An 18,791-nucleotide genomic window follows, 5' to 3' on the forward strand; every position below is an offset into this window, starting at 1 on the left:
CTGGGCGGTTACGATGGAAAGCGGTCCATTGCCCCTACCCGCGTCGTAAAAAGAGGAATCCATGTCTACCCAGGTCACCCAGGAGGCCGCCCGCAGGCGCACCTTCGCCGTCATCTCGCACCCCGACGCGGGAAAGTCGACGATCACCGAGGCGTTGGCGCTGTACGGCCACGCCATCCAGAGCGCCGGGGCCGTGCACGGCAAGGGCGACCGCAAGGGCGTCGTCTCCGACTGGATGTCCATGGAGAAGGACAGGGGCATCTCCATCACCTCGGCGGCCCTGCAGTTCGAGTACCGCGACTGCGTGGTCAACCTGCTGGACACCCCGGGCCACGCCGACTTCTCGGAGGACACCTACCGCGTCCTCACGGCGGTGGACGCGGCCGTCATGCTGCTCGACGCGGCCAAGGGCATGGAACCGCAGACCCTGAAGCTCTTCGAGGTCTGCCGCGCGCGGCGCATCCCCGTCATCACCTTCATCAACAAGTGGGACCGCCCCGCCAAGGACGCCCTGGAGCTCTTGGAGGAGGTCGAGGAGCGCATCGGGATCAAGCCGACCCCGGTGACGTGGCCGGTGGGCATCGGCGGCGAGTTCCGCGGCGTGGTCGAGCGGATCGCCATCGGCGGGAAGAAGTCCGAGGGCATGGTCCGCTACGAGAGGGACTCCGGCGGCGTCACCGGCGCCAAGATGGAGGTCCTCGGCGAGGACGAGGCCCGGGAGCAGTTCGGCGACGAGTACGCCCGGGCCTGCGAGGAGTCCGAGCTCCTCGGCGAGGTCGAGGCGGACTTCGACCGGACCAGCTTCCTCAGCGGGGACACCACGCCCACGCTGTTCGGCGCGGCCCTGGTCCACTTCGGCGTGGGCCAGCTGATGGACCTCCTGGTCGACATCGCGCCCGCGCCCTTCGCGAGGGAGGACGTCGAGGAGAAGCCCCGCGAGCTCGACACCGGCTTCTCCGGTTTCGTGTTCAAGTCCCAGGCCAACATGAACTCCTCGCACCGCGACCAGCTGGCCTTCGTGCGGGTCTGCTCCGGCAAGTTCGACCGCGGCATGCAGGTCACCCAGGCGCAGAGCGGGAAGACCATGTCGACCAAGTACGCCCAGACGATGTTCGGCTCCTCGCGCGGAACGGCCGAGGATGCCTGGCCGGGCGACATCGTCGGACTCGTCAACGCGACGGGCCTGTCGGTGGGCGACACGATCTACGAGGGGTCCAAGGTCGAGTTCCCGCCGCTGCCGGCCTTCGCGCCCGAGCACTTCGGCGCGGTGGAGATGCGGGACACCTCCAAGGCCAAGCGCTTCCGCAAGGGCATCGCTCAGCTCGACGCCGAGGGCGTCGTGCAGGTCCTCTACTCGGAGCGGCGCGGCGACGGCATCCCCGTGCTGGCGGCCGTCGGACCGCTGCAGTTCGAGGTGACCCTGGCGCGTCTGAAGGACGAGTTCGGCGTCCCCGCCGAGATCAACCACCTGCCCTACCAGCTGGCGCGCCTGACCGACTCCGACGGCGCGAAGAAGCTCATGACCGCCCCGGGCATAGAGGTCTTCACCAGGCCCCGCGACGGCGCGTACCTCGTCGGCCTGCCCAATAAGTACCGCATCCAGACGCTCCTGAGCGACCACCCCGGCATCAAGCTGGAGGCCCTCCTGGCCGGAGGTCAGAACTGATGGCCCAGCTGCTCACCAGCCGAGACATCCGCGCGATCTCGGGCGGCCTCCAGATCAAGCCGACGAAGAAGTGGGGCCAGAACTTCGTCGTCGACGCCAACACGGTGCGCCGCATCGTGGCCGCCGCCGGCGTCGGAGCCGACGACAAGGTCATGGAGGTCGGCCCCGGGCTCGGCTCCCTGACCCTGGGGCTCTTGGACACGGCGGGGGAGCTGGCCGCCGTCGAGATCGACCCGAAACTGGCCCTCGCCCTGCCCCGCACCGTGGAGGCCCGCACGACGCCCGAGGAGTTCGCCAAGCTGACCGTGGTGCGCGCCGACGCCGCCTCCGTCGCGCCCGAGCAGATGCCCTTCGAGCCGACCGCCATGGTCGCCAACCTGCCCTACAACGTCGCCGTCCCCGTCGTCCTCCACGCCCTGGAGACCTTCCCGAGTCTCCAGAAGGGGCTCGTCATGGTGCAGAGCGAAGTGGCCGACCGCATGACGGCCGGGCCGGGCAGCAAGATCTACGGCGTCCCGAGCGTGAAGATGGCCTGGTACACCAAGGCCCGCCGCGCGGGATCGGTGTCCGCCAAGGTGTTCTGGCCGGTGCCGAACGTCGCCAGCGGACTGGTCGCCTTCGAGCGGATCGAGTCGCCCGACGCCGACAGGGCCGAGGTCTTCGCGGCCGTCGACGCCGCCTTCGGGCAGCGCCGCAAGATGCTCCGCCAGGCCCTCAAGGACTGGGCCGGAAGTGTGGAGCGCGCCGAGGCGATCATGGCCCGGGCCGGCGTCGACCCGACCGGCCGCGGCGAGACCCTCACCATCGAGGAGTTCATCGCCCTGGCCGACGCCAAGGCGGCGCTGTGACGGCGATCCGCTAGGGCGGCAGACGAACGGCCGTTCGTTAATGGCCGAACGGGGACCGGAGTCCCGAATTCCTTGCCACAATGGGACGGTACCCCGGAACGGAGAACGAGGAGTGCAGCGTGGGACTGTCGGAGACTGCGAGAGGCAATGACGGCGACGCCGTCGCCGTGGACGTGGGCGCCAAGATCAACCCCCACTTGGGCGTGGGCCCGGTCCGGGCCGACGGCCTCCACGAGCTGACCACCGTCTACCAGGCCGTCTCGCTCTACGACACGGTCACCGTCCGCCCCGGCAAGAGGGGCGCGGGCATCTCGCTGGCCATCGAGGGCGAGGGCGCCGGCGACCTGCCCACCGGCGAGGACAACCTGGCCCACAAGGCCGCCAAGCTGTTGGCGCTGTACGCGAACGTAGAACCCGATGTGGACATCCACCTGCGCAAGCGGATCCCCGTCGCCGGAGGGCTGGCCGGAGGGTCGGCCGACGCGGCCGGATCCCTGGTGGCGTGCAAGCGGCTGTGGAACGTCGACATAGGCCGCGAGCAGCTGGACCAGCTCGCCGGGGGCCTCGGGTCCGACGTCCCCTTCTGCCTCTACGGCGGCACCGCCGTGGGGACCGGGCACGGGGAGAAGGTCGAACCGCTGGAGACGCAGGCGTCGTACCACTGGGTCGTCGCCACCTCCCACACCCAGATCTCCACGCCCGAGTGTTACAAGGAAGTCGACCGCCTGCGGGAGAACGGCATCGGCCGCTACTCCGACGACATCCGCGAACTGTGCCGGGCCTACCGCGACCGCGCCGAACCGGACGAACTGGCGCACCTGCTGGTCAACGACATGGAGGCCGCCGCCGTGAGCCTCCGCCCCGACCTCGCCTCCGTCATGCACGGAGGGCTGGAGGAGGGCGCCCTCACCGCCCACGTCTCCGGATCGGGGCCGACCGTCCTCTTCCTGGCCCGCGACGCCCAGCACGCCTCGGCGCTGGCCAGGCGCGTGAAGATGCGCGGCGGGGTGCGGGCCGTCCTGACCGCCCAAGGACCGGTCGCCGGGCCGGAGGCCTGAGCTCAGTCGCCCACCTGCCCGACGGGTGAGCCGTCGTCCAGGTCCAGACACAGGTCCCGGAGGAGTTCGGCCAGCAGTTCCCGGCGTTCGGGAGGCAGGGCGCGCAGGAGGTCGTCCTCGCAGTCGAAGATGGCCCCGGCCGTGTCGTCCACGACCTCGCGCCCGGTGTCGGTGAGCCGGACCAGGACGCTGCGCCCGCCCGCGGGCTCCCGCGTCACCCAGCCCTTCTTCTCGGCGCGCGTCAGGCGCTGGGAGATGGCAGCCGGAGTCACCGCGTCGCGGTCGGCCAGTTCGCGCGTGGTGAGCGCGTAGGGTTCCCCGCTGCGCCGGAGCGTCCCCAGCAGGTTCATCAACGACGGTTCTATGTCCTTCTCCGCCAAAAGCCTCCGTCGTTCGTCGCCGAAGACCTTGGCCAGGTGCCAGACGCGGGTGACCACCCCGATCGAGGACGGGTCCAGGTCGGGGCGCTCACGCCTCCAGGCTCGGGCGATGGCCTCGGCCCTGTCGATTCGTGTCATGCCCTCCAGTATATGTTAAGGTCTAAACAATTATCGTTTAGACCTTAACGGAGGAACCATGCACATCGTCACCGGCGGGGGAACCGGAATCGGCAGGGCCGTCGCGACCGCGCTGCACCGCCAAGGGCACCGGGTCCTCGTCACCGGGCGCCGCGCCGAGCCCCTCGCAGAGGTCGCCCGCGCGAGCGACGGAGAGATCACCGCCGTGGCCTGCGACAACTCCACCCCCGAGGGAGTGCGGGCGATGTTGGGGGCGGTAGAGGGCGGGGTCGAAGGCCTCGTGCACTGCGCCGGAGGAAACCCCGCGATCGGACGCGAGGCCCCCGCGTCGCTCGAGGACGAGGCGGACCTGCTGGCCGAAACGCTCGCCGGCAACCTGACCTCGGCCGCCCTCACCGTCGCCGCCCTGGACGACAGGCTCGCCCCGGGCGGCTCCATCGTCCTGTACGGCTCCATCGCCGCCGAGACGGGCGTGGGCTACTACGGCCCGGCCAAGGCCGCCGTATCCTCCTATGCCGTCGGACTCGCCGACCGCCTCGGGCCGAGGGGCGTCCGCGTCAACTGCGTCTCGCCCGGCTACGTCGCCGAGACGGAGTTCTTTCGCGGGCGCCTGAGCGCCGACCGCGAGGAGGCGCTGCGGGACCAGACCATGCTGGGCCGCACCGGAGTCCCCGAGGACGCCGTGGACCTGACGCTCTTCCTGCTCTCGGAACGGGCGCGGCACATCACCGGACAGAACCTCCACCTCAACGGCGGGGCGCACACCATGCGATGAGGAGGCGAACGGCCGAAACGGGCCATTCTCAGATGCGACCCGGCGCCCCCTGCCGTAGGATCGGCGACCATGGATATATCCCGTACTCGGCCGCCCTTCACCGCCGACGAGCGCACCCAGCTCGTCGCCTGGCTGAACATGCAGCGCGGCATAGTCCTCTGGAAATGCGAGGGGCTGTCCGAAGAAGACGCCCACCGAGCGGTGCTCCCCTCCTCTCCCCGCATGACCATGGCCGGCCTGCTCGCGCACCTGCGCTGGACCGAGAACACCTGGTTCGAGGTCATGTTCCTCGGACGCCCCGCCGACGGACCGCAGTTCGACCGGGAGGACGAGGACGCCGACATGCTGACCGGCGGCCTCACCCTGCCGCAGCTGATGGAGGAGTACGAGCGCCAGTGCGCCGTCTCCGACCGGATCATCGCCGAGCACCCCCTGGACCGGACCGGCACACCCCACCCCGACTTCCGGGTCGCGGACGCCTCGCTGCGCTGGATGGTGCTGCACATGATCGAGGAGACCGCCCGCCACGCCGGCCACGCCGACGCGATCCGGGAACTCCTGGACGGCCGCGTCGGGTACTTCTAGGGCCTCCGAGTCCCGGCCGAGCGGGCCGGAGGCTCTCGGCGGGGAGTCGGTCGACCGACCGGACGCGCGGCGGCGCCGACTTCTACAAGGCCCGCCGGTACACCACCGCCTACCGCTAGACCCGGTGGTGGACCCAGTCGGCCAGGCGGGTGCCGAGCCACAGGGGGAGCGCGATGACCAAGAAGGTCACGATCCCCCTGACATGCCGGTCGCCCCAGTCGAACCAGGGCTGCCCGGCGAGGAACATGACGGCCACGCCCAGCACGATCGCGATGAAGAAGACGAAGCCCAGGGCCGCCAGCACGCTCTCGGCCTTGTCCCAGAGGTCCTCTTTCCAGTCGAAGAACACCACCTTGGACAGGTAGGCGAAGCCGAGCACGGCGGCGGCGATCCACAGGGCGGTGTACGGCAAAGGATCCTCCCGGTCGGAGTCGGCTAGCTGTTCTTCTCCCAGATCATACGGAGCCCGATCAAGGTCAGGTTCGGCTCGTAGTGGGTGATCGTGGTGGTCTCGTCGATGACCGCCGGGGCCAGGCCGCCGGTGGCGATCACCGCGGTCGGCTCCTCGCCCATCTCAGCCTTGATCCGCGTGACGAGGCCGTCGACCTGCGCGGCGGTCCCGAAGATCATGCCGGACTGGAGGCACTCGACGGTGTTCTTCCCGACCACGCGGCGCGGCTTGGAGAGGTCCACCTTCAACAGCCTGGCCGCGCGCGCGGCCAGCGCGTCGAGCGAGACCTCCATGCCGGGGGCGAAGGCGCCGCCGATGAAGTCGCCCTCCGCCGAGGCCACGTCGATGTTCGTGGACGTTCCGAAGTCGACGGTGATGCAGGGGCCGCCGTGGAGGTGGTAGGCCGCGTGGGTGTTGGCGATGCGGTCCGGACCGACCTCCTTGGGATTGTCGATCGCCAGCCGCACCCCGGTCTTCACGCCGGGAGCGACGCTGATGAGCTTGGCATGCGGATAGTACTTCTCGACCATGCGCGACAGTTCGAAGGCCGCCTGCGGCACCGTGGAGGACAGCGAGATCCCGTAGATGTCGATCCCGTCGCCGTCCAGCAGGGCCCGGAACTTGATCCCCAGCTCGTCGGGCGTGGCCTTGGGGTCGGTGCGGATCCTCCAGGAGTGGACGAGCTTCTCGCCGTCGAAGGTGGCCAGAACGGTGTTGGTGTTGCCGATGTCGACGCAAAGCAGCATGGGTTACTCCCGCATGTCCAGTCCGATGTCCACAATGGGTGAAGAGTGGGTGAGGGCGCCGACCGAGAAGAAGTCCACTCCCGTCTCCGCGTAGTCCCCCGCGTTGTCCAGAGTGATGTTACCGGTCGACTCGAGGTCGCAGCGGTCGCCGACCGCCTCGACGATCTCCGCGGTCTCTTTGGGGCTCAAGTTGTCCAGCAGCAGGAAACCCGCGCCGGCGCCGACGGCCTCCAGGGCCTCCTCCAGCGACTCCACCTCGACCTGGATCTCGACGTCCGGGTGTGCCCCGCGGACGGCGTTGAAGGCGGCGGTGATCGACCCGGCCGCCTCCTTGTGGTTGTCCTTGATCATGGCGACGTCGTAGAGCCCCATGCGCTTGTTCGTCCCACCCGCCGCGCGCACCGCGTACTTCTCGAAGGAGCGCAGGCCGGGAGTGGTCTTGCGGGTGTCGAGCACGAGCGTGTTCGTGTGCTCCACGAGGTCGACGAACGCGCGGGTGTGGGTGGCCACGCCCGTCAGGCGGCACAGGAGGTTCAGGGCCGTGCGCTCCCCCGACAGGAGGGTGCGGACCGGGGCCGTCACCGAGGCGATCGAGCTGCCGGGATTGAGCCGCGCCCCCTCCTTGGCGTGGTAGTCGAACTCCGTCGCGGCGTCCAGCTCGTCGAAGACCAGGTGCGCCAGCGGAAGCCCGGCCAGCGTGCCGGTCTGGCGGGGGACGAGGTAAGCCGTGGCGACCTCGTCGGCGGGGAAGATCGACGAGGAGGTCACGTCCGTCCACTCGGCGGACAGGTCCTCCTCCAGGAAGCCCCGGACGACCCGCCGCGAGGCGTCGGGCTCCAGCCCCAGGGCGGACAGGCGCTGGTCGAGAGAGGTCATCGGCGGTCGGTCTCCTTGAGCTCGCGGAATTCGTGCGCCAGCCGGCCGTTCGCGGTCAGCCGGAGGTAGGTGTTGCCCAGCCAGACGTCCGAGGACTCGGGACGGTCCTCGCGCCAGTGGCTGCCCCGCGTCTCCAGCCGCAGCGAGGCGGCGAAGGCGACGAGGCAGGCGGAAGTGTACAGGTTCGTGGCCTCCCATGTGGCCGGGCGCGGCCGCGGCGAGCCGCCGCGGAGCCTGTCGAGCCCGCGCAGGGTCTCCGCCAGCGAGTCGGCCGACCTCAGGACGCCGCTTCCGGCGGTCATGGCCTCCTTGACGGCCGGGACGATGTCGTCGGGCAGCAGCGAGCCGCTGGACTCGTCCTCCAGGACGGGGTCGCCGGGGGAGGGCTGCGTCTTGGCGATGTGGTCGGCGATGCGGCGCGAGAAGACCAGCCCCTCCAGGAGGGAGTTGGAGGCCAGGCGGTTAGCGCCGTGCAGACCGGTCCGCGCGACCTCGCCGGCCACGTAGAGCCCCGACACGGTCGTGCTGCCGTTCAGGTCGCAGGCGACGCCGCCGGACGAGTAGTGCGCGGCGGGCGCGACGGGGATCAGGTCCGAGACCGGGTCTATGCCGTGCTCGCGGCAGATGGCGGTGATCGTGGGGAACCGGTTCTCCAGCATGTCCGCGCCCAGGTGGCGCGCGTCGAGCCAGACGTGCGGCTCGCCGGACTCCCGCATGACGGCCGTCGAGGCCTTGGCGACCACGTCGCGCGGCGCCAGTTCGGCAAGCTCGTGGCGGCCGACCATGAAGCGCTCACCGTCGTGGTCGAGAAGGAAGGCCCCCTCGCCGCGCAGCGCCTCGGTGATCAGCGGCGCGCGGCCCTCCGGCAGCTCGGGGAGGTAGAAGGCCGTGGGGTGGAACTGGACGAACTCGATGTCGCCGACCTCGGCCCCGGCCCGCAGAGCCAGCGCGACGCCGTCGCCGATGGAGACGGTCGGGTTGGTCGTGTTCTGGTAGATCTGCCCGAGCCCGCCGGTGGCCAGCACGACGGCGCGGGACTTGACCGAGCCGACGCCGTGTTCCACGCCCTCGCCGAGGACGTGGAGGGTGACCCCGGCGGAGCGGCCGTCGGAGTCCTTCAGCAGTTCGAGGACCATGGCGTGCTCGATGACGCGGATCCACGGGTCACGGAGGACGGCGGTGTGCAGGGCGCGCTGCACTTCGGCGCCGGTGGCGTCGCCGCCGGCGTGGACGATGCGCCGCGCGCTGTGCCCGCCCTCGCGGGTCAGCTGGAGCGCGCCGTCGGGATCGCGGTCGAAGCAGGCGCCGGCGGCCATGAGACGCCGGAGCTCCTCGGGCCCTTCGGAGACGGTGACACGCACGGCGTCGGGGTCGCAGATGCCGACGCCGGCGACCGAGGTGTCGCGGGCGTGCGACTCGGGGGAGTCGGACGGGTCGAGGACGGCGGCCACGCCGCCCTGAGCCCAGCGGGTGGAGCCGTCGTCGATCTCGACCTTGGTCACGACCGTGACGTGGAACCCGCTCTCGCGGAGGTTGAGTGCGCAGGTGAGCCCGGCGACGCCGGAGCCGACCACGACGACGTCCGTGTCCTCGGTCCAGGAGGGGCTCGACCCGAGGAGGCGGGTGGGGATGAGCGGCGTTCTGTCGGTGTTCATGTCACGGCGTTTCTCTTCTGCGGTGCAAGGGGAACGGCCGGAGATCCGGGGATCCCCGGGGCGCCTTTGCCCCGGAGTCCACTGCTGTGAGAAGCATTGCCGTCTCTCCGGCCGTCCATCGGTATCCCTATCGGTTCGAGGCCCTCCGCACGAAGTCGGCCAGGTCGGCCAACTGCTGAGCGCGGGACTCGTCGTGCAGGTACATCATGTGGCCCGCCGGGTACTCCTTGAACTCGATGTTCTCGCGCAGCTCGGGCGTGATCCGCATCTGGTCCAGGGCGTAGTGGATCGACTCGGTCGGGCAGCCGCCGTCGTAGCGTCCGGCGGCGACGTGGACCTTGAGGAACGGGTTGAGGCGCATGGCGTTGGCCAGCATCGGGGCCACGTCCACGGCCTTGCCCTCGAACTCCTTATAGGACCACGGGTGCACCTCGCCGGTGAGGATGCGGTAGTTGCTGTCGTTCTCGTACTCCAGCTCGGCGCGGATGTAGTGGTTGAACGCCGCGGTGAACGCGGGCATCGTCGCCGCGAAGAACGGGTCGGTCGGCATCTGCTCGTAGATGTAGTTGTCGGCCGGGCCCGTGAAGCGCGTGTCCAGGCGTCCGGTCACGAGCCTCTTGTGCCGCAGCAGCTCCGCGTAGAAGCGCGTGTGCTCCAGGCGCAGGCCGGCGCGGTCGACGTAGTCCTCGGACACGCCGGCGAGCGAGGCGATCTTGGTGATCGCCGCAGAGCGCTCCTCCTCGGTGGCGCGGGCGCCCTTGTTGAGGACCGTGAAGTACTCGTCGGTGAACTCGCGCGCCTCCGCGACGACCTCGTCGACGGTGCGGTCCGGGTGCAGCCCGTGGTAGTGGGCGGTGGCCGCGTAGACGGGGAGGAACACCGGGTCGGGGAGGGTCGAGTCCTGCGCGACGAAGTACAGCGTCTCCAGGTTCAGCGCCGGGGCGATGAGCATGGCGCCGTTGAGGAACATGCCGTACTTGTTCTGCAGGTGGTCCGAGAGCGCGGCGGCGCGGGTGCCGCCGTAGGACTCGCCGATGACGAACTTCGGGCTCATCCAGCGCTGGTTGCGCGTGGCCCACAGGCGGATGACCTCGGCGACGGAGTCCAGGTCGCCCTGGAAGCCGTGGTACGGGTCGGCCTTCTCGCCCTCGGCGGGGCGCGAGTAGCCGGTCGAGACGGGGTCGATGAAGACGAGGTCGCTGACGCGCAGCAGCGTGTCGGGGTTGTCGACGAGGCCGAACGGGGGCGGGGTCACGTTGCCGACGTCGCCGGCGTCGACGCGGCGCGGCCCCAGCACGCCCAGGTGCAGCCAGACCGACGAGGAGCCCGGCCCGCCGTTGAAGGCGAAGGTGACCGGGCGCTGGGTGACGTCGCCGCCGTCCAGGGTGTAGGCGGTCACGGAGACCTCGGCCTTGGGTTTGAGGCCCTGGTACTTCTCCTCCTCGGTGACCTCCTCGCGCAGGACGATGCGCCCGGTGGTCGCCGTGTAGGAGAGGTCTCCCATGGTGTGGTGGGTGGTGACCAGCTCGTCGGTCGGCTGCTTCGCGCCGTCCGCGGCTTTGTCGGGGGTGCCCTTCGCGTCGTGGTTCTGCGAGGGGACCTTTGTTTCTTCGCTCATAGTGCTCGAACTTACCGCACGGCTAGCGGGGACGGCAACGGGTCGCCGGCCGTGCCCGCCGCGGGGACGGCCTTGTTCGCGTCGATCTCGACGACCTCGTTGCGCTCGTTCACGTGCACGACCGTCGGCTCGTAGGCGCGGGCCTCGGCGTCCTCCATCTGCGCGTAGCTGATGAGGATGACCAGGTCGCCGGGGTTGACGAGGTGGGCGGCGGCGCCGTTGATCCCGATGACCCCGGTGCCGCGCTCGCCGGCGATGGTGTAGGTCTCCAGGCGCGAGCCGTTGGTGATGTCGACGATGGCGACCAGTTCGCCGTCGAGGATGTCGGCGGCGTCGAGCAGGTCGGCGTCCACCGTCACCGAGCCCACGTAGTGGAGGTCCGCCTCGGTGACCGTGGCGCGGTGGATCTTGGACTTGAACATGGTTCTAAGCATCGTTGCTCTCTCCGATCGTCACTGGGGCGTTGTCTATGAGGCGGGTCGTTCCGACGTGCGCCGCGATGAGGAGGCGGGCGGGCCCGCTCTCCGGGGCCGCCTCGAAGTCGGGCGCGAGGACGGTCGCGTAGTCGACCTCCAGGCCGCTCTCGGCCTCCAGGACCGCGCGCGCGGCGGCCAGCGGGTCGGGGGAGGCCTGCGCGGCCTCGACGGCCCGCGGGATGGCGAGCGCGGCGGCCCGCTCTTCGGCGCTGAGGTAGGCGTTGCGGCTGGACAGGGCGATCCCGTCGGCGTCCCTGACGAGTGCGACGGACAGGATCTCCACGTCCATGTCGAGGTCCTCGACCATGGAGCGGACCATGGCCAGCTGCTGGTAGTCCTTGTCCCCGAAGGCCGCGTAGTGCGGGCGGACGAGGTGGAACAGCTTGGCCACGACGGTCAGGACGCCGGTGAAGAAGCCGGGCCTGCTGGCGCCCTCGAGGATCTCTCCGGTCGGACGCGGGTGGACCTTGACGACGTTCTCGCGTCCGCGCGGGTAGAGCTCCTCCTCGGAGGGCGCGAAGACGAGGTCGGCGCCGAGGGACTCGGCGAGCGCGGCGTCGGCTTCGAGGGTGCGCGGGTACTCGTCGAGGTCTTCGCCGGGCCGGAACTGGAGCGGGTTGACGAAGACGGTGACGACGACGTTGTCGGCCGCGGCGCGGGCGGCCCGGATGAGGGCGGCGTGCCCTTCGTGGAGGGCCCCCATGGTGGGGACGACAGCCACGGTGCCGTGCATGGCGTCGCGCGCGGTGCGCAGCCGGGCCACGGTGTCGGCGATGGGGATGCTCATCGGCGTGCCTCTCCCGTCCGGGCGCCGTCCAGGGTGTCCTTGACCGCGCGGGCGCTCCGTTCCTCGAGGCGTCCGGCCGCGCGGGCGCGGTCGGCGGTGCGCTCGGCCAGGGCGGCGTAGACGGGGCGGAGGTCGGAGCCGACGGCGTCGAGGTGCGCGGCCACGGTGGCGGCGTCGCCGCGGACGACCGGCCCGGTCAGGGCGTCGTCGCCGAGCGCCAAGGCGTTGTCCAGGGCCGCGAAGGTCAACTGGCGCAGGTAGTGCGGGGCGTCGGAGATTCCCGCGTCGGCCAGGAGGCCGCGCGCGTCGTTGACGAGGGTGGCGAGGTGGTTGGAGGCGTGGGCGAGCGCCGCGTGGTAGCGGGTGCGCTGCGCTTCGGCGACGTGCTCGGCGTGGCCGCCAGTCTCGGAGACGAGGGCCTCGGCGATCAGGGCGGCCTCGTCGAAGGCGGTGACGGCCCACGGGAGTCCGTCGAGCCGGTCGAGGTCGGCGCGGGTTCCGAGGAAGGTCATGGCGGGGTGCGCCGCCGCCGCGAGCGCTCCGGCGTCGATGGCCGGGCGAAGGACCTCCGCGCCGTGGGAGCCGGAGGTGTGCAGGACGATCTGTCCCCGGCGGAACGGGAGCCGCTCGGCGAGTTCGGGGAGGGCCGTGTCGGGAACGGCGAGGAGGAGGAGCTGGGCGTCGGCCGCCACCTCTTCGGGTGTGCGGATCACGGCCTCGGGGAGCAGTTCGGCGGCGCGGCGGAGGGACTCCGGGGAGGAGCCCGAGACCGCGGTGACGCGGTGCCCGGCCCGGTCCAGAGCGGCTCCGACGACGGAGCCGACCCTTCCGGCCGACACGACGCCGACGTCGAGTCGCGGCGCGGCGCCGAAGGAGCTGCCCGCCCCGGCCGGGGCGAACGGAGTTGTCATGGCGATCCAGTCCTTTTCTGGTCAGGTACCGGTCATGGCCGCCGGCGCTCCGTGCGCCGTGCGGCTGCCTCTATTGTCCGCTCCGTCTCGGAAGTTGCCAAGCCGGAGACGCGTTGGTGTCACTATTCACAAGTCTCGCGGTCCGCGGCCGGGGCGGCCGTCGAACCGCAGGTCGTGCGGGACCGATCAGTCGCCCAGCAGCCTTTCGATGTACTGGGCCACACCGTCCTGGTCGTTGTCGCCCGGGGCGGCCTCAGGAGCGGTGTCGATGACGCGCCTGTGGCCCTGCGGCATGGCGACCGCGCGCCCGGCGCGCTCCAGCATCCCGAGGTCGTTGATCGCGTCGCCGAAGGCCAGCACGTCGTGCCAGCCGGCGTCGAGGCGGTCGAGGATCGGCTCGATCCCCCTCCACTTGTCCATCCCGGCCGGGCCGAGCTCGAGGATGCCCACCCCCGACTCGGTGATGCCGACGGGACTCCCCTCCAGCAGGGGCGAGGCCTTCTCCAGGACGGTGTCCGAGTCGAGCGACTCGGGCCAGAAGTACAGCTTGACGAACTCCCCGGCGAGGGCCTCCTCGCGCGGGGTGTTCGACCGCGGCAGCTCCCACGGCCACACCGGCATCTCGTCGCCCCGCAGAGGGGCGTCGGGGTCGGCGGACTCGGCGACCAGGAAGACGTTGTCCACCTGCTCCTCGATGCGGCCGACCGCGTCGGCCAGCACCCGCCCGGAGACGTACTGGGAGGCCAACTGGACGGGCCGGTCGTTGGCGTGCGTGTCGTAGACGAAGGCCCCCTGGCCCATGACCAGGTGGTGTGCGGCGGGGATCTGGGAGAGCGTCCATTCCTGGAGCCGGGGGCCGCGGCCGGTCGCCGCGATGACGGTGACGCCGCGTTCGGCGAGGCGCTCGAAGGCCTCCTTGGTGCGGTCGGAGACGGTCTCGTCGCGGCGCACCACGGTCCCGTCCATGTCGGTCACGACCACGCGGGGAAGGTCGGTAGAGGTCATAGGGTCTCCTCTCAGTGGAACCAGCGGTTGAGTACGGCGGCGACCCCGTCGGCGGAGACGGGGAGCGTCACCTCGTCGGCGGCGGCCTTGACGGTGTCGTCGGCCTGCCCCATGGCGACGGCGTGGCCGGCCCACTCGAACATGGGCAGGTCGTTGTGGGCGTCGCCGAACACCGCCACCTCGGCGGCGTCCACGCCGTAGCGCTCGGCGATCCCGGCCAGGCCGGTGGCCTTGGTCAACCCGGGCGGGCTGACGTCCACCCAGCCCTTGTAGCCGGGCTCGACGTAGTAGTGGTCGGGGCTGAGGCCGGCCTCCCGGACCAGCCGCAGCGCATTGGGGCAGCGCACGCCGTCGTGGTAGCCGTTCTCGGAGGGCACGCGGGCGACGATGCGGGCGACCGGCTCGGCGAGCAGGTCGTCCAGGTCCATCGCCCCGGCCCAGTCGGCGGCGAAGTCGCGGGCGAAGCCCGGGGTGTGGTACCAGCCGTCCAGGTCGCGCTCGAAGGCGAACTCGACGGCGGGCTCCACTCCGCGGAAGGCCTCGACCGCGCGGCGGGCGTCGATGAACTCGCGGCGGGAGATGGCCCGGTCCGCGATGGAGTACTCCACGGCCCCGTGGGAGCCGGAGATGTAGCCGCCGTCGACCTCCAGGTCTTCGGCGACGCTCACCGCGGCCCACATGGGCCTTCCGGTGACGATGGCGACCGGGACTCCCGCGTCCCGGACTCTCTTGAGGGCCGCGATTGTCTCGCGGCTGGGGCGTTGGACGTCGGCCTCCTGGTATCCCACCAGGGTTCCGTCCACGTCGACCGCGATCATCTTCGGCGGTTCGGTGCGCCGGCGCTCCCGGCCGGCCTGGGGTGTCGATGCGTACATTACTCAACGATAGTGCGCGGACACATGGACGGACAGAGTCCCGCGAGCGAACTCACCCTGGACCGACCGTGAATTCTCATCGATCTACATGCGCAAACGCCCCCGCAGGACTACACGCGTGCAATTCAGCGGAAATGAGGCATTCGCCCTCCCCGATGCGTTCCGTTGCCTAAAGTGCGAATATGAATGAGATCGCACTCGAACGCGTCTACGACTACGGGGGCCCCTCTGGGGGTGCCGTCTTCCTCGTCGACCGGCTCTGGCCACGAGGTGTCTCCAAGGAGCGGCTGGAGGGGGTCGAGCACCTCAAGGACATCGCGCCCTCCGCGCAGCTGCGCATCTGGTTCGGGCACCTGCCCGACCGCTTCGACGAGTTCTCGCGGCGCTACCGGCGCGAACTGGACGGCCACCCGGAGATCCAGCGCCCCGTCCTCGACGCGCTCAAGGACGGGCCGGTCACCCTCCTCTACGCGGCGAAGGACCCCGAGTGCAACCACGCCCTCGTCCTCAAGGCATGGCTCGAGGAGCACCGCTGACGAAAGAAGGGGTCTTCGATGTTCCACGTGGAACATCGAAGGCCCCTCATATCGGCCTAGCGGAGGCCTTACTTCTTCGGCGTCAGCTCGTCCTTGCCGAGGAACGGGCGCAGCGCCTCCGGAACGGACACCGAACCGTCCGGACGCTGGTGGTTCTCCAGGATCGCCACGAGCCAGCGCGTGGTCGCCAGGGTTCCGTTCAAGGTCGCGGCGAAGGCGTTCTTCCCGTTCTCGTCCTTGTACTTCACCTCGAGGCGGCGCGCCTGGAAGGTCGTGCAGTTCGAGGTCGACGTCAGCTCGCGGTAGCGCTCCTGGCTGGGAACCCAGGCCTCGCAGTCGAACTTGCGGTAGGCCGAGGTGCCCAGGTCGCCCGCGGCGGTGTCGATGACCCGGTAGGGGACCTCCATGAGCCCCAGCATCTTCTCCTCGAAGCCCAGCAGGCGCTCGTGCTCCTCCGCGGCGTCCTCGGGACGGCAGTAGGAGAACATCTCCACCTTGTCGAACTGGTGGACGCGGATGATGCCCCGCGTGTCCTTGCCGTACGAGCCGGCCTCCCGGCGGAAGCACGAGGACCAGCCCGCGTAGCGCATCGGCTGCTCCAGCGCGCCCAGGTTCTCACCCGAGTGGTAGCTGGCCAGCGGGACCTCCGAGGTGCCGACGAGGTACATCTCGTCGCGCTCCAGGTAGTAGATCTCGTCGGCGTGCTCGCCGAGGAAGCCCGTCCCCTCCATCGCCTCCGGGCGCACCAGCACCGGCGGGATCATCGGCACGAAGCCGTTCGCCGTGGCCTGCTGGATCGCCAGGTTCAGCATCGCCAGCTGCAGCAGGGCGCCGTCGCCGGTGAGGTAGTAGAAGCGCGAGCCCGACGTCTTGGCGCCGCGCTCCATGTCGAACAGCCCCAGGGCGGTGCCCAGCTCCAAGTGGTCCTTGCAGTTCTCGGGGACCGAGGTTTCGCCGACGTGCCGCAGCACCGTGTAGTCGTCCTCCCCGCCCGCCGGGGCGTCCGGCGAGACGAGGTTCGGCAGGGCCTTGACGGCGGCGTCGAGGGCGGCGGCCGACTGGCCCACCTGCGCCTCGGCGTCCTTGACCTCCTGCGCCAGCTCCTTGGTGCGGGCCAGCAGCTTCTCCCGGGTCTCCGGGTCGGCCTTCGCGATCTCCTTGCCGACCCTCTTCTGGTCGGCCCTCAGGGTCTCGAAACTCTGCAGAGCACTGCGGTGGGAGGCGTCCGCCTCCAGGGCGGAGTCGACGGCCTCAGAGGAAGCTCCGCGCTTCTCCAGGCCGGCACGGAATATCTCCGGATTCTCTCGCAATGCTCGCATGTCGATCATGCCCTCCAGGCTACCCGCCGCCCCCGTGACCGGGCCGTCCAGGACGGGGTGTTGTGGCGGCCCGGCGCCGCCCGACGGTCTCCATCGGACACGCCCGGGAACGACCGTGTCACACCGCCGAATCCCTTTCGCCCGAAATAGGGTTCGGGAACCAGCCGCCGCCTTCGCCGGGCCGCACCGACGTGACGACGACTCTCCAAGGAAGACCATGAACTCGCCTTCCCGCTCCTCCATGAGGACCACGCTCCGCCGCACCGCCACCGCCGTCTCCCGCTACCTGCCCCACCGCCGGGACTTCCCCGCGCCGCGCCGGCACTGGCGCACCGACCTCCTCGCCGGACTGACCGTCTCCATCGTCGCCCTCCCCCTCGCGCTCGGGTACGGCGTCGCCACCGGCGTCGGCGCCACCGCCGGACTCGTGGCGGCCATCGTTGCCGGAGCTGTGGCCGCGCTCTTCGGCGGATCAAGCCTCCAAGTCAGCGGGCCGACCGGCACCATGGCCGTCGTCCTCGTCCCCATCGTCGCCGTCCACGGCCCCGGAGCCGTCTACACCGTCGGACTCCTCACCGGGATCTTCCTGCTCCTCCTGGCCTTCCTCAGGGCCGGGCGGCTCATCCGATACATCCCCGAACCCGTCGTCGAGGGCTTCACCCTCGGCATCGCCGTCATCATCTTCATCCAGCAGATACCCCTCGCCCTGGGCTTCAACGGCTCCCACACCCACGTCATCCTCGAGGCCGGCGAGGCCGCCGCCCACTTCGCCGAACGCCCCGACTGGACCGCCGCCGCCATCACCGCCGCCACCGTCGTCCTCATCCTCGCCGGCGGACGGCTCAAGCCCCGCTGGCCGCTGCCCATCATCGCCATCATCCTCGCCACCACCGTCGAACTGACGCTCCCGCTCGACGCGACCACGGTCGGACGCCTCCCGACCGGGCTGCCCGCCCCGACCTTCTCGCTGCTGGACCTCGCCCTCGTCAAGGACCTCGCCACGGGGGCGCTCGCCGTCGCGACGCTCATCGCCATCGAGAGCCTCATGTCCGCCAAGGTCGCCGACGGCATGACCGTCGACCAGCACCACGACCCCGATCGCGAGCTCTTCGGGCAGGGCCTGTCCAACCTCGTCTCACCGCTGTTCGGGGGCATCCCCTCCAGCGGGGCGCTCGCCCGAACGGCGGTCAACACCCGTTCGGGGGCGACGACCCGGCTGGCGGCGCTCTCCCACTCGGCGATCCTCCTCCTGTTCCTGCTCGCCCTCGCACCTCTTGTCTCGCACATCCCGCTGAGCGCCCTGGCCGGCGTCCTGATGGCGACGGCGGTGCGGATGGTCAAGGTCAGTTCCCTGACGGCCATCTGCTCGTCGACCCGCCACGACGCCGCGGTTCTCGTGGCGACGGCGGCCATTACCGTCTCCTTCGACCTCATCGTCGCCCTCGTCCTCGGCATCGCCCTGGCAGGCGGCGTCGCCCTGCACAAGCTGTCGAAGACCCTGGAGGTCAACCGCGAGGAGCCGGACACCTCCGAACACCGAGACGAGGAGGCGCGCCTCCTGAAGGACCACATCGTCGCCTACCGGCTCGACGGTCCGCTCTTCTTCGCCGCCGGGCACAACTTCCTGCTCCAGTTCGCCGAGGTCGCCGACGTGAAGGTCGTGGTCCTCCGCCTCTCCCGGGTCAGCAAGGTCGACGCCACCGGGGCGCGGGTGCTGTGGGACGTCGTCCGGCGCCTGGAGAGGCGCGGGGTCGTGGTCCTGGTCTCCGGGCTCCCCGAACGGCACCGCAAGGTGTGCTTCGCGCTGGGGGAGTTCGACCGCCTGGAGCGCCAGGGGAGGCTCTTGGAGCGGACGGCGGACGCCATCGCCGAGGCGCGCCAGTACCTGCGCGACGAGGACCTGTACCGCTGCAAGCCGTACCTCCTGGACGGCGACGCGGTCGACCGACCGGAGTCCCGGAAGGCGGAGGCCGACCCCGGGGAGGGGGCCGGCGAGGGATACGAGCACCTCCGGCACCGCGAATACCCGGAATGAGGCGGGTCGACGCACTGTTCGAGGAGCACCCTGGCTCCGGCGCCGGGAATA

The 18,791-nt window shown here is 70.5% G+C and carries 19 protein-coding genes; 7 read left to right on the forward strand and 12 right to left on the reverse strand.

Features of this window, described 5'->3' with window-relative positions; genetic code table 11:
* The first annotated feature begins 61 nt into the window (after positions 1 to 61).
* The 3 genes from ACFTE1_RS19970 (at position 62) to ACFTE1_RS19980 (ending at position 3,572) form a co-directional block, all read left to right on the forward strand.
* Positions 62 to 1,666: a peptide chain release factor 3 gene (locus ACFTE1_RS19970; protein WP_380624372.1), complete on the forward strand. Its 1,605-nt coding sequence runs from the start codon at positions 62 to 64 to the stop codon at positions 1,664 to 1,666.
* Positions 1,666 to 2,514, forward strand: a complete 849-nt coding sequence (gene rsmA, locus ACFTE1_RS19975) for a 16S rRNA (adenine(1518)-N(6)/adenine(1519)-N(6))-dimethyltransferase RsmA (RefSeq protein WP_380624370.1) — start codon at positions 1,666 to 1,668, stop codon at positions 2,512 to 2,514. Before ACFTE1_RS19970 ends, rsmA begins: the two co-directional genes overlap by 1 nt.
* 80 nt (positions 2,515 to 2,594) lie before the next feature.
* Complete coding sequence (locus ACFTE1_RS19980; RefSeq protein WP_380624368.1) at positions 2,595 to 3,572, forward strand: 4-(cytidine 5'-diphospho)-2-C-methyl-D-erythritol kinase; 978 nt, start codon at positions 2,595 to 2,597, stop codon at positions 3,570 to 3,572.
* 2 nt (positions 3,573 to 3,574) lie between these two features.
* Here ACFTE1_RS19980 and ACFTE1_RS19985 read toward each other — a convergent pair whose 3' ends face one another.
* Positions 3,575 to 4,090 carry a MarR family winged helix-turn-helix transcriptional regulator gene (locus ACFTE1_RS19985; protein WP_380624366.1) on the reverse strand — a complete coding sequence of 172 codons (516 nt, stop codon included), beginning with the start codon at positions 4,088 to 4,090 and terminating at the stop codon, positions 3,575 to 3,577.
* A 58-nt stretch (positions 4,091 to 4,148) separates the two neighbouring features.
* Here ACFTE1_RS19985 and ACFTE1_RS19990 point away from each other — a divergent pair, with 58 nt between their 5' ends.
* Together ACFTE1_RS19990 and ACFTE1_RS19995 are read left to right on the forward strand one after the other, a co-directional pair.
* Entirely contained in the window at positions 4,149 to 4,865 is a 717-nt protein-coding gene (locus ACFTE1_RS19990; protein ID WP_380624364.1) for an SDR family NAD(P)-dependent oxidoreductase, read from the forward strand.
* 69 nt (positions 4,866 to 4,934) lie between these two features.
* Positions 4,935 to 5,450, forward strand: a complete 516-nt coding sequence (locus ACFTE1_RS19995; RefSeq protein WP_380624362.1) for a DinB family protein — start codon at positions 4,935 to 4,937, stop codon at positions 5,448 to 5,450.
* Positions 5,451 to 5,565: 115 nt separating this feature from the next.
* On the opposite strand, the gene ACFTE1_RS20000 is transcribed toward ACFTE1_RS19995, so the two are convergent.
* The 10 genes from ACFTE1_RS20000 to ACFTE1_RS20045 form a co-directional block, all read right to left on the reverse strand.
* Positions 5,566 to 5,862: a hypothetical protein gene (locus tag ACFTE1_RS20000; protein ID WP_380624360.1), complete on the reverse strand. Its 297-nt coding sequence runs from the start codon at positions 5,860 to 5,862 to the stop codon at positions 5,566 to 5,568.
* 23 nt (positions 5,863 to 5,885) lie between these two features.
* A complete protein-coding gene (locus ACFTE1_RS20005; RefSeq protein WP_380624358.1) occupies positions 5,886 to 6,647 on the reverse strand; it encodes a type III pantothenate kinase in 762 nt (253 codons plus the stop codon).
* A 3-nt stretch (positions 6,648 to 6,650) separates the two neighbouring features.
* Entirely contained in the window at positions 6,651 to 7,523 is an 873-nt protein-coding gene (gene nadC / locus ACFTE1_RS20010; protein ID WP_380624356.1) for a carboxylating nicotinate-nucleotide diphosphorylase, read from the reverse strand.
* Positions 7,520 to 9,178: an L-aspartate oxidase gene (locus tag ACFTE1_RS20015; RefSeq protein WP_380624354.1), complete on the reverse strand. Its 1,659-nt coding sequence runs from the start codon at positions 9,176 to 9,178 to the stop codon at positions 7,520 to 7,522. Before ACFTE1_RS20015 ends, nadC begins: the two co-directional genes overlap by 4 nt.
* A gap of 127 nt (positions 9,179 to 9,305) precedes the next feature.
* Positions 9,306 to 10,796 carry a S10 family peptidase gene (locus ACFTE1_RS20020; protein WP_380624353.1) on the reverse strand — a complete coding sequence of 497 codons (1,491 nt, stop codon included), beginning with the start codon at positions 10,794 to 10,796 and terminating at the stop codon, positions 9,306 to 9,308.
* An 11-nt stretch (positions 10,797 to 10,807) separates the two neighbouring features.
* On the reverse strand, positions 10,808 to 11,230 hold the full coding sequence (gene panD, locus ACFTE1_RS20025; RefSeq protein WP_380624352.1) for an aspartate 1-decarboxylase: 423 nt from the start codon (positions 11,228 to 11,230) through the stop codon (positions 10,808 to 10,810).
* The gene (gene panC / locus ACFTE1_RS20030) at positions 11,223 to 12,059 is read right to left on the reverse strand and encodes a pantoate--beta-alanine ligase (RefSeq protein ID WP_380624350.1); all 837 of its coding nucleotides are present in this window, start codon (positions 12,057 to 12,059) and stop codon (positions 11,223 to 11,225) included. The genes panD and panC overlap by 8 nt, the downstream gene beginning before the upstream one ends.
* Positions 12,056 to 12,970 (reverse strand): Rossmann-like and DUF2520 domain-containing protein, encoded by a 915-nt coding sequence (locus ACFTE1_RS20035; RefSeq protein WP_380624348.1) that lies wholly within the window; start codon positions 12,968 to 12,970, stop codon positions 12,056 to 12,058. The genes panC and ACFTE1_RS20035 overlap by 4 nt, the downstream gene beginning before the upstream one ends.
* A 186-nt stretch (positions 12,971 to 13,156) precedes the next feature.
* Positions 13,157 to 13,975, reverse strand: a complete 819-nt coding sequence (locus ACFTE1_RS20040; protein WP_380624346.1) for an HAD hydrolase family protein — start codon at positions 13,973 to 13,975, stop codon at positions 13,157 to 13,159.
* 11 nt (positions 13,976 to 13,986) lie between these two features.
* A complete protein-coding gene (locus ACFTE1_RS20045) occupies positions 13,987 to 14,850 on the reverse strand; it encodes an HAD family hydrolase (RefSeq protein WP_380624344.1) in 864 nt (287 codons plus the stop codon).
* A gap of 182 nt (positions 14,851 to 15,032) precedes the next feature.
* Here ACFTE1_RS20045 and ACFTE1_RS20050 point away from each other — a divergent pair, with 182 nt between their 5' ends.
* Positions 15,033 to 15,386 carry a DUF488 domain-containing protein gene (locus ACFTE1_RS20050; protein WP_380624342.1) on the forward strand — a complete coding sequence of 118 codons (354 nt, stop codon included), beginning with the start codon at positions 15,033 to 15,035 and terminating at the stop codon, positions 15,384 to 15,386.
* 68 nt (positions 15,387 to 15,454) lie between these two features.
* Here ACFTE1_RS20050 and serS read toward each other — a convergent pair whose 3' ends face one another.
* Positions 15,455 to 16,714 carry a serine--tRNA ligase gene (gene serS, locus ACFTE1_RS20055; protein WP_380624340.1) on the reverse strand — a complete coding sequence of 420 codons (1,260 nt, stop codon included), beginning with the start codon at positions 16,712 to 16,714 and terminating at the stop codon, positions 15,455 to 15,457.
* Between the two features lie 208 nt (positions 16,715 to 16,922).
* Here serS and ACFTE1_RS20060 point away from each other — a divergent pair, with 208 nt between their 5' ends.
* On the forward strand, positions 16,923 to 18,740 hold the full coding sequence (locus ACFTE1_RS20060; protein ID WP_380624338.1) for a SulP family inorganic anion transporter: 1,818 nt from the start codon (positions 16,923 to 16,925) through the stop codon (positions 18,738 to 18,740).
* Positions 18,741 to 18,791 lie beyond the last annotated feature (51 nt).

This window comes from Salininema proteolyticum (assembly GCF_042685645.1).
Lineage (GTDB): Bacteria > Actinomycetota > Actinomycetes > Mycobacteriales > Micromonosporaceae > Salininema > Salininema proteolyticum.

Coding starts and splice junctions, on each gene's coding strand:
- ACFTE1_RS19970 (WP_380624372.1), top strand. CDS start 62: ATGTCTACCCAGGTCACCCAGGAGGCCGCCCGCAGGCGCACCTTCGCC.
- rsmA (WP_380624370.1), top strand. CDS start 1,666: ATGGCCCAGCTGCTCACCAGCCGAGACATCCGCGCGATCTCGGGCGGC.
- ACFTE1_RS19980 (WP_380624368.1), top strand. CDS start 2,595: ATGGGACGGTACCCCGGAACGGAGAACGAGGAGTGCAGCGTGGGACTG.
- ACFTE1_RS19985 (WP_380624366.1), bottom strand. CDS start 4,090: ATGACACGAATCGACAGGGCCGAGGCCATCGCCCGAGCCTGGAGGCGT.
- ACFTE1_RS19990 (WP_380624364.1), top strand. CDS start 4,149: ATGCACATCGTCACCGGCGGGGGAACCGGAATCGGCAGGGCCGTCGCG.
- ACFTE1_RS19995 (WP_380624362.1), top strand. CDS start 4,935: ATGGATATATCCCGTACTCGGCCGCCCTTCACCGCCGACGAGCGCACC.
- ACFTE1_RS20005 (WP_380624358.1), bottom strand. CDS start 6,647: ATGCTGCTTTGCGTCGACATCGGCAACACCAACACCGTTCTGGCCACC.
- nadC (WP_380624356.1), bottom strand. CDS start 7,523: ATGACCTCTCTCGACCAGCGCCTGTCCGCCCTGGGGCTGGAGCCCGAC.
- ACFTE1_RS20015 (WP_380624354.1), bottom strand. CDS start 9,178: ATGAACACCGACAGAACGCCGCTCATCCCCACCCGCCTCCTCGGGTCG.
- ACFTE1_RS20020 (WP_380624353.1), bottom strand. CDS start 10,796: ATGAGCGAAGAAACAAAGGTCCCCTCGCAGAACCACGACGCGAAGGGC.
- panD (WP_380624352.1), bottom strand. CDS start 11,230: ATGCTTAGAACCATGTTCAAGTCCAAGATCCACCGCGCCACGGTCACC.
- panC (WP_380624350.1), bottom strand. CDS start 12,059: ATGAGCATCCCCATCGCCGACACCGTGGCCCGGCTGCGCACCGCGCGC.
- ACFTE1_RS20035 (WP_380624348.1), bottom strand. CDS start 12,970: ATGACAACTCCGTTCGCCCCGGCCGGGGCGGGCAGCTCCTTCGGCGCC.
- ACFTE1_RS20040 (WP_380624346.1), bottom strand. CDS start 13,975: ATGACCTCTACCGACCTTCCCCGCGTGGTCGTGACCGACATGGACGGG.
- ACFTE1_RS20045 (WP_380624344.1), bottom strand. CDS start 14,850: ATGTACGCATCGACACCCCAGGCCGGCCGGGAGCGCCGGCGCACCGAA.
- ACFTE1_RS20050 (WP_380624342.1), top strand. CDS start 15,033: ATGAATGAGATCGCACTCGAACGCGTCTACGACTACGGGGGCCCCTCT.
- serS (WP_380624340.1), bottom strand. CDS start 16,714: ATGATCGACATGCGAGCATTGCGAGAGAATCCGGAGATATTCCGTGCC.
- ACFTE1_RS20060 (WP_380624338.1), top strand. CDS start 16,923: ATGAACTCGCCTTCCCGCTCCTCCATGAGGACCACGCTCCGCCGCACC.